Below are 9,207 nucleotides of genomic sequence, written 5' to 3'. Positions count from 1 at the left end.
CGGTCTGGCTCAGGGCATTCACCGGCGGGCTGAAGAGCGTGATCAGGCCGCAGTTGCCATTGCGGGTCAGGGTGACGGGGGTGCTCATGGCGTGTTCTCTCCCGGTGGTTGTTATCGGACGAGCCCGCGGGCTCAGCGGTGCCGCCAGACCGGCGGGCGCTTCTCGATGAAGGCCTGCATGCCCTCCTTCTGGTCCTCGGTGGCGAAGCTGGCGTGCAGCAGCCGGCGCTCGAAGCGCACCCCCTCGGCCAGGGTGGTCTCCTGGGCCCGCTCGACGGCCTCCTTGTTGAGCCGCACCGCCACCGCCGACATCGAGGCGATCTGCGCGGCCGCGGTCTTCGCCTCGTCCATCAGCCGCTCCGCCGGCACCACCCGGCTCACCAGGCCGCTGCGCTCGGCCTCATCGGCCGCCATCAGGCGACCGGTCAGGCACAGGTCCATCGCCTTGGCCTTGCCGACGGCGCGGGTCAGCCGTTGGGTGCCGCCGGCGCCGGGCAGGGTGCCCACCTTGATCTCGGGCTGGCCGAAGCGGGCCGTATCGGCGGCGATGATCAGGTCGCACATCATGGCCAGCTCGCAGCCGCCGCCCAGGGCCATCCCGGCCACTGCGGCAATCACCGGCTTGCGGCAGCGGGTCACCTCTTCCCAGGCGTCGGTGACGAAGTCGCCGAGATAGGCCTCGGAGAAGGTCAGCGACTGGATCTCCTTGATGTCGGCCCCGGCGGCGAAGACCCGCTCGCCGCCGGTGATGACCATGGCGCCGATGGATTCGTCCCGCTCGAAGGCGTGCAGCGCGCCGCCCAGCTCGCGCATCAGCGCCCCGTTCAGGGCGTTATGGGCCTCGGGGCGGTGAAGGGTGATCACACCGACGGCGCCCGTGCGCTCGACCCGCAGATTCTCGTACATGGATGCCTCCGGAGTGCCGTGGCCGGAAGGGCTCCCCGGCCAATTCATGGCAGTGTGTTGTCGCATCTCCCGGGCCGAACCAGGCCCGATCTGCATCCGAGTCTAGCCAGCCTCAAAATAAAAGACAATGTATTGACATAATTTTTATCGTGGCCTAGCTTTCTCCAAGGCGCACGGCGATGGCAGCGCCAGTTCCCAAACAAGCATTTGACAAAAAAACAAACTACTTTCAGGAGCTTATATGCCAATCCATACGAATCTGACGCCCGAGCGCAGACAATCCATGGTCGAGCTAGGTGCCTGGAATGACAAGATCATTACAGACTATCTGGATGAGGCGGTGGCCTCCGCCGGGGAGAAGGCCGCCATCATCACCTGCCGAATGAGCGACGGCAGCCGCGTCGAGCTGAGCTACCGCGAGCTGAACGACCGAGTCACTCGCATCGCGGCGGGAATGGCGGAGCTGGGGGTAAGAAAGGGGGATATCGTCTCCTGCCAGCTGCCCAACTGGTGGCAGATGACCGCGCTGCATCTCGCCTGCGTGCGGATCGGCGCCGTGCTCAACCCGCTGATGCCGATCTTCCGCGAGCATGAGCTCGAGTTCATGCTCGGCATGGCCGAGAGCAAGGTGCTGGTGGTCCCCCAGTCCTTCCGCAAGTTCGACCATGGCGCCATGGCCCATGAGCTCAAGCGCTCGCTGCCCAGGCTTGCGCATGTGCTGGTGATCGGCAGCGAGGGGGAGGACAGCTTCGAACGGGTGCTGCTGGAGCGCGCCTGGGAGAGCGAGATCGACACCGCCGCCCTGTTCCGGGAGCGCCGCCCGACCGGGGATGACGTGGTGCAGATCCTCTACACCTCCGGCACAACCGGCAAACCCAAGGGGGTGATGCACACCTCCAACACCCTGTTCAGCCATATCCGCCCCTTCGCCGAGCGCCTGGCCCTGGGCGAGGCGGACACCATCTTCATGCCCTCCCCGCTGGCCCACCAGCTGGGCTTCCTCTATGGCCTGATGCTGCCCGTCTATCTCAAGGCCAGCGTAGTGCTCCAGGACACCTGGCTGCCGGAAGAGGCGGCGTCCATCATCCGCGCCGAACGTCCCAGCCTGATGCTCGGCTCGACCCCTTTCCTTGCCGATATCGCCGAGCAGGCCATCGAGCACGGCCCGGACCTGCAGTCGCTGAAGCTCTTCCTGTGTGCCGGCGCCCCGATCCCCAGCCCCCTGGTGGAGAAGGCCACCCAGAACCTGCCGACGCGCATCCTCTCCGCCTGGGGCATGACCGAGAACGGCGCAGTGACCACCACCCTGCCCGAGGACGACCCGGAGCGTGCCGTGCATACCGACGGCGTGCCGCTGCCCTATATCGAACTCAAGGTCACCGACATGGAGGGCAACCCCCTGCCCGCCGGCCAGGAGGGCCCGCTCTATATGCGCGGTTCCAGCCTCTTCGTCGGCTACTTCAAGCAGCCGGAGCTCTACGGGGTGGATGACGAGGGCTGGTTCCCCACCGGGGACCTCGCCCGCCTCGACGAGCAGGGCTATGTGCGCATCACTGGGCGCTCCAAGGATGTGGTGATCCGCGGCGGCGAGAACATCCCCATCGTCGATATCGAGAACACCCTCTACCAGCACCCGAAGATCCAGACCCTGGCCCTGGTGGGCAAGCCCGACGATCGCCTCGGCGAGCGGCTATGCGCCTACGTGACCCTCAAGGAGGGCGAGGAATCGCTGACCCTCGAGGAGATCTGCGCCTTCCTGACCGAACGCAAGGTGACCCGCCAGTACCAGCCGGAATTCCTGGAGGTGCTCGACGAACTGCCGCGCACCCCGTCCGGCAAGATCCAGAAATTCAAGCTTCGCGAGAGGCCCCTCCAGGGGGCCTGAAGCAGCCATCCCTATTCCCCACTACCCGAGCGGAGAGATGACATGAAAGGACTTGAGAACAGAACCGTGATCGTGACCGGCGGCGGCGGCGGCATCGGCCAGGCCGTGTGCAAGCGCTTCGCCGAGCATGGCGCCAAGGTGGCGGTGCTCGACCGCGACGAGGCCGCGGCCCAGGCCACCGTCGAGCTGATCACCGAGGCCGGCGGCAAGGCCCAGGCCTACGCCACCGACATCACCGACTACGCCGCCATCGTCACCACCGTGGCAAGCATCGAGCAGGATCTCGGCACGCCCACCGTACTGGTCAACAACGCCGGCTTCGACCGCTTCATGCCGTTCCTCAAGACCGAGCCGGCCATGTGGGAATCGCTGATCGCCGTCAACCTGACCGGCGCGCTCAACATGCACCACGTGGTGCTGCCGAAGATGGTCGAGGCCGGCGGCGGCCGGGTGATCAACATCGCCTCCGACGCGGCCCGGGTGGGCTCCTCCGGCGAGGCGGTCTACGCCGCCTGCAAGGCCGGCATGCTGGGCCTGAGCAAGACCCTGGCCCGGGAGCTCGCCACCAAGAACGTCACCCTCAACGTGGTCTGCCCCGGGCCCACCGACACCGCTCTGCTCAAGGACGTGGCGGACACCGCCCGCGACCCGGAGAAGCTCCTCGAGGCCTTCCGCAACGCCGTGCCCATGCGCCGCATCGGCCAGCCCGAGGACTACCCCGGGATCATCACCCTGCTCGCCAGCGACGAGGCCAGCTTCATCACCGGCCAGGTGATCAGTGTCTCCGGCGGCCTGACCATGGCCGGCTAAGTAACCCCCTATGCACTGCTGCGCTCGCGCCCTTTGTGAAGAGATGGCCGCCGGCAGTGAGCGAAATTCAGCTTCAGGAGCAACAAAATGAACTACGAAGATATCCTCTATGACGTCACCGATGGGGTGGCCACCATCACCATCAACCGCGCCGATCGCTACAACGCCTTCCGCGGCCAGACCTGCATGGAGCTGCTCGACGCCTTCAACCGCGCCGGCTGGGACAAGTCCATCGGCGTGATCGTGCTGACCGGCGCCGGCGACAAGGCGTTCTGTACCGGTGGCGACCAGGGCGCCCACGAGGGCCAGTACGACGGCCGCGGCATCATCGGCTTGCCGGTGGAGGAGCTGCAGACCCTGATCCGCCAGGTACCCAAGCCGGTCATCGCCCGGGTCAACGGCTTCGCCATCGGCGGCGGCCACGTGCTGCACGTGGTCTGCGACCTCTCCATCGCCTCCGAGACCGCCATCTTCGGCCAGGTGGGCCCCAAGGTGGGCTCCGTGGACCCGGGCTTCGGCACCGCCTACCTCTCCCGCGTCATCGGTGAGAAGCGCGCCCGCGAGATCTGGTACCTGTGCCGCAAGTACACCGCCCAGCAGGCGCTGGAGTGGGGCCTGGTCAACGCCGTGGTGCCGCCCGAGCAGCTCGACGAGGAGGTGCGCAAGTGGTGCGACGAGATCCTCGAGAAGAGCCCCACCGCCCTCTCCATCGCCAAGCGCTCCTTCAATGCCGACAGCGAGAACATCGCCGGCATCGGCGGCCTGGGCATGCAGGCGCTGAGCCTCTACTACGACACCGAGGAGTCGAAGGAAGGGGTCGCGGCCTTCAAGGAGACGCAAACCGGATTTTCGAAAATTCTAGCTCCGCAAGTACTACAACTCCTGATGCCCCAAGCCGCTGACCACGGGCACTGACGACAAGTCGCCGCCGGCCCAGCGGGTCGGCGGCCACCCGAGAAGGATGGAGACGGCCATGAACTTTGCCTTTACCGAACAACAGGATGCCATTCGCGAGAGCGTGGCCAAGCTGTCCGCCGACATGCTGGCCCCCCGCTACCGCCAGCGTGAGCAAGAGGCGCTCATCGAGCGCGAGATCGTCGAGATGCTCGGCGAGATGGGCTGCCTGGGCGGCGAGCTGCCCGAGGAGTACGGCGGCAGCGGCCTGGACTGCGTGACCAGCGGCGTGATCATCGAGGAGATCGCCCGGGGTGATTTCAACGTCGGCTACCTGCCGCTGCTCGCCTCGCTGAACGGCCAGATCATCGCCCACCACGCCCGCCCCGAGCTGGCCCGCGAATGGCTCGCCGGCATCACCTCCGGCAAGAAGATCTGCTGCATCGCCCTGACCGAGCCCCACGGCGGCAGTGACGCCGCCAACCTGAGGCTGAAGGCGACCCGCGAGGGCGACCACTTCGTGCTCAACGGCGAGAAGACCTCCATCTCCATGGCTGACCAGGCCGACGTGGCGGTGGTCTTCGCCCGCACCGGCACCCAGGAGCAGCGCGCCAGCGGCATCAGCGCCTTCCTGGTGCCCATGGACCTCCCCGGCATCACTACCAGCCGTTTCGAGGATTCCGGCCAGCGCGCCATTGGCCGCGGCTCGATTTTCTTCGACAATGTGGCCGTGCCCGCCGATCACATGCTTGGCGCGGAGGGCCAGGGCTTCAAGCAGGTGATGCAGGGCTTCGACTACAGCCGCGCGCTGATCGGCCTGCAGTGCCTGGCGGTGGCCCAGCAGTCCCTGGACGAGACCTGGCAGTGGCTCACAGAGCGCGAGGCCTTCGGCCAGCCGCTGGCGGCCTTCCAGGGGCTGACCCACCCGCTGGCCGAGTACCAGACCTACGTCCAGGCCGCCCGCCTGCAGTGCTACTACGCCCTGTGGCTGAAGGACAACGACCTGCCCCACACGGCCGAGGCGGCCATGAACAAGTGGTGGGGTCCCAAGCTCGCCTTCGACGTGATCAAGCAGTGCATGCTGGCCCACGGCCACACCGGCTGGGGCGAGGACCTGCCCTTCTCGCAGCGCATGCGCGACGTGCTGGGGCTGCAGATCGGCGACGGCACCGCCCAGATCATGAAGAACATCATCGCGCGTCAGTCGGTACCCCGGTGAATGCCATCGTCGGGGCCCGGGGTTTCGCCCTCGACCTGGCGCCGCCGCTTTCCGACAAAGGAGTGCTATCGATGGCTGCCCAGGACGACAGAAGCGTCGCCAACCGCCTGTTCTTCCGCCTCTTCCAGGCCAGCAACATCCTGCAGAAGCAGACGGTGAGTGCCGTGGGCCTGACCACGGTGCAGTGGGCGGTGCTGGGGGCGCTCTCCCGCCGCGGCTACGAGGGCGGTATCGCCTTCAACGACCTCACCGAGTACCTGATCGTCAGCCGCCAGAGCCTGGACGGCGTGCTCAAGCGGCTAGAGCGGGAAGGCCATGTGCGGCGTATCCCCCACCCCGACGACGGCCGCGCCCGACTGATCCTGCTCACCGACCAGGGGCGCGCCTACTGGGAGAGCCTGCAGCCGCAGATCCATGACTTCTACGCGCAGGGCCTGGAAAGCCTGAGCTTCGACGAGACGATCAGCCTGCTGCACTACCTCAACAAGCTCCAGAAAGACCTGGAGCAGATTCAGCCATCCCCAACCAAAGAGGAGGCCACCCACCGCAACGACGCCTTCGAAACCTAATGCTGCGCCGGTACAGCCGGTAACTTCCAGATTCACTCCGACTGCCAACAACAACGGCCTCGTCTCCGGCGAGGCAAGGGAGTTCTTATGTCCAAAAAGTGTCAGATACTGCCCAAGGCCATCCCCCTGGCAATCGCTACGGCCCTGCTGGCCGGCGCCGCTAGTGCCCATGCCGAGATTAGCGACGGCGCCATTCGTATCGGCTATCTGGTTGACATGTCCGGCCCCTATCGCGACCTGGCCGGTCCCGGCGGACTCGAGGCCATGCGCATGGCCATCGAGGAGCACAGAGGGTCGATCCACGGCGCTCCCATTGAGGTGTTTAGCGCCGACGATCGCAACAGCGCCGATGTGGGTGCCAACACGGTGCGCGAGTGGATCGATCAGCGCAACGTCGACATGGTCGGCGGCTTGGTGGCTTCTTCGGTAACTATCGCCGCCACTCGGCTACTGGCCGAGCACGACCGCATCGGCATGGTCTCCGGGGCTGCCGCTCTGAGTATCACCAATGAGCACTGCCGTCCCAATCATATCCAGTGGGTCTATGATACACACGCCATGTCAAACGGCACCGCGCGAGCCATTGTCGAGGAGGGCGGTGACAGCTGGTTCATCCTCTCGGCAGACTACGCCTTCGGCCACTCCCTGGAAGCTGAGGTGGAAAACGTGGTCGCTGAGATGGGCGGCCAAGTCCTTGGTAAGGTCCGCCACCCCCTCAATACCAGCGACTTCTCTTCCTATATTCTCCAGGCCCAGGGGTCAGGGGCCAAGATCGTCGGGCTGGCCAATGCCGGATCCGACACAGTCAACGCAATCAACACTGCTGGCCAGTTCGGGTTAGCGGAAGCAGGTCAGACTCTGGCTGGGCTGATGGTATTTCTTAACGATATCCATGCACTAGGCCTGGAAACCACCCAGGGCATGCAGCTGACAACCGGCTGGTACTGGGACATGAACGATGAGGCCAGGGAGTGGGCCGAGCGCTACTACGAACGCGTTGGCAGAATGCCTACCATGGTGCAGGCCGGCATCTACTCCAGCACCCTTCACTACCTTAATGCCATCGCGGCCACCGGCAGCGACGATGCCGGAACCGTTAGAGCCTGGATGGGGAAAAACCCGGTCAATGATATGTTCACCTCCAACGGTGTGATTCGCGAGGATGGTCGCATGGTCCACGACATGTATCTGGTCGAGGTAAAGGCCCCCGAGGAGTCCGAGGGTGAGTGGGACCTCTACCGGGTGCTACGCACCATCCCCGGCGAGCAGGCCTTCCAGTCCCTCGACAGAAGCGGCTGCTCACTGATCGACTCCTGATCCTATCAACTCCGACTACCTGCGAGCGTGGTGCTACCACGCTCGCTTTTCTTCGTGGCCAGACATGATAGCAGTACCATGCCTGGCACACGGAAAAATGGCCCGTATCGCCGAAGCGGCTACGGGCCAAGGAGGATAGCGGTTATGGTGTCGTCAATCGCGGCGCCGGCAGATCACTCCCCCGCCTTCTTCAGGGGGTGGGCGGTGCTGGCGAACTCGAAGTCCTTGGTCTCGAAGATCAGCGAGACCAGCACGCCCAGTACCAGGGCCCAGAAGGTGGCGCCGATCTCCAGGATCTGGATGCCGGAGGCGGCGATCAGGAAGGCGAACAGCGCGCCCATCTCGTGCTTCTTTCCGGCGAAGGCGATGGCCATGGCCGAGGTGATCACGCGCATCAGGGCCAGGCCGGCGATGATGGCGATGAAGTAGCGCGGCGTAGCTTCCAGCAGGCTCACCACATAGCCGTAGAAGGGCGCCGCCACCACGAAGATGGCGCCTGCCACCACGGCCGCCACCCAGCGCTTCTCATGGGTGCCGGCTTCCGGCGAGGAGCAGATGCCGGTCATGGGTGCCGCGATGCAGGTGCTGTGCAGGTTGAAGAAGGAGGAGATCATGGTCCCCAGACCGCCTACCGCGGTGATGGCGTTGGCGGGAACCTCCTTGTAGCCCATGCCCTTGACCAGGCCGACGCCGGCCGGGGTCTCCATGCCCACCAGGATGATGGCCAGGGGCAGACCGTAGGTCAGGAAGGCGCTGAAGCTGAAGTGGGGGACGATGAACTCGGGGAAACGAATGGTCGCCTGGATCCCGGAGAGATCCACCCCGGTGGCCATCAGGTAGATGATACCGGCCAGCATGGAGACGATCAGCGGCGGCACCTTGCGGATCAGCCGCGCCGAGAGGAAGAAGGCCAGGATCATGATGGCCGCCGGCACGATGGCGTTCTCCAGCGGGCGGACCATGTTGAGGCCGAAGCTGAGCAGCATGCCGGCCACCATGCCCATGACGATGGGCATGGGCATCAGCCGCATCACCGTCTTCATCACCCCGGCCAGACCGGCGACCAGCGAAATGACCCCGGCGATCAGGGTTGCCCCCAGGGCCGCTTCCAACCCCACCACGGGAATCACCGCCGCAAACAGCAGGGCGCCGGGAATGGAGTTGGCCATGGGCAGGGGCAGCCGGTAGTAGGCCGGCATGAAGATGCCGAACAGGCCGTTGATCATCAGGTAGCTGATGACCCAGATCATGATGAAGGAAGAGTCGAGCCCTGCGGCGGTACCGGCACTGATGTGGATGACGCCGGCGCTGAGGCCGAAGATGCCCGCCACCAGGCCGGCGCTGAGGTTGTCGCCATTGAGGTCGCGCAGGAAGGCTTTTGGCGCGTGCCTTAGGCTCACGCCCCTTTCGATATGTTTCACGGTGAGCTCCAGGGTATTGTCGTTGGTATGAAGTCAGGGGCTGCCACACATCGCGCCGGCTCCGCCGGAGCCGGCGCGGTGCGAACTAGCCCTGATCGCCGCCGCCCACCGGCAGCACGCTGCCGGTGATGTAGCTGGCGTCGTCTGAGGCCAGGAAGAGGATCGGCGCGGCCATCTCGTCCAGGG

General features: G+C 65.5%; 9 protein-coding genes. 6 read left to right on the top strand and 3 right to left on the bottom strand.

Annotated elements, in window-relative coordinates:
* Positions 1-132 precede the first annotated feature (132 nt).
* On the bottom strand, positions 133-906 hold the full coding sequence (locus tag J5F18_RS04195; protein ID WP_346301074.1) for an enoyl-CoA hydratase: 774 nt from the start codon (positions 904-906) through the stop codon (positions 133-135).
* 241 nt (positions 907-1,147) lie between these two features.
* Here J5F18_RS04195 and J5F18_RS04190 point away from each other — a divergent pair, with 241 nt between their 5' ends.
* From J5F18_RS04190 to J5F18_RS04165, 6 genes are all read left to right on the top strand, one after another.
* Complete coding sequence (locus J5F18_RS04190; RefSeq protein WP_346301073.1) at positions 1,148-2,791, top strand: AMP-binding protein; 1,644 nt, start codon at positions 1,148-1,150, stop codon at positions 2,789-2,791.
* A 42-nt stretch (positions 2,792-2,833) separates the two neighbouring features.
* Entirely contained in the window at positions 2,834-3,601 is a 768-nt protein-coding gene (locus J5F18_RS04185; protein WP_346301072.1) for an SDR family oxidoreductase, read from the top strand.
* 87 nt (positions 3,602-3,688) lie between these two features.
* Complete coding sequence (locus tag J5F18_RS04180) at positions 3,689-4,516, top strand: enoyl-CoA hydratase-related protein (protein ID WP_346301071.1); 828 nt, start codon at positions 3,689-3,691, stop codon at positions 4,514-4,516.
* Positions 4,517-4,574: 58 nt separating this feature from the next.
* Positions 4,575-5,714 (top strand): cyclohexanecarboxyl-CoA dehydrogenase, encoded by a 1,140-nt coding sequence (aliB, locus tag J5F18_RS04175; protein ID WP_346301070.1) that lies wholly within the window; start codon positions 4,575-4,577, stop codon positions 5,712-5,714.
* Positions 5,715-5,785: 71 nt separating this feature from the next.
* Entirely contained in the window at positions 5,786-6,283 is a 498-nt protein-coding gene (locus J5F18_RS04170; RefSeq protein ID WP_346301069.1) for a MarR family transcriptional regulator, read from the top strand.
* An 87-nt stretch (positions 6,284-6,370) separates the two neighbouring features.
* On the top strand, positions 6,371-7,600 hold the full coding sequence (locus J5F18_RS04165) for an ABC transporter substrate-binding protein (protein ID WP_346301068.1): 1,230 nt from the start codon (positions 6,371-6,373) through the stop codon (positions 7,598-7,600).
* Between the two features lie 173 nt (positions 7,601-7,773).
* Here the strand turns inward: J5F18_RS04165 and J5F18_RS04160 are convergent, their stop codons facing one another.
* Positions 7,774-9,000 carry a benzoate/H(+) symporter BenE family transporter gene (locus J5F18_RS04160; RefSeq protein ID WP_346301067.1) on the bottom strand — a complete coding sequence of 409 codons (1,227 nt, stop codon included), beginning with the start codon at positions 8,998-9,000 and terminating at the stop codon, positions 7,774-7,776.
* A 106-nt stretch (positions 9,001-9,106) separates the two neighbouring features.
* Positions 9,107-9,207 (bottom strand): SDR family oxidoreductase (locus J5F18_RS04155; RefSeq protein WP_346302171.1); only part of this gene is annotated, 101 nt, incomplete at its 5' end.

This window comes from Halomonas sp. BM-2019 (assembly GCF_017584085.1).
The sequence above is the reverse complement of the archived record's forward strand: the minus strand, read 5'-3'. Positions and strand labels throughout refer to the sequence as shown.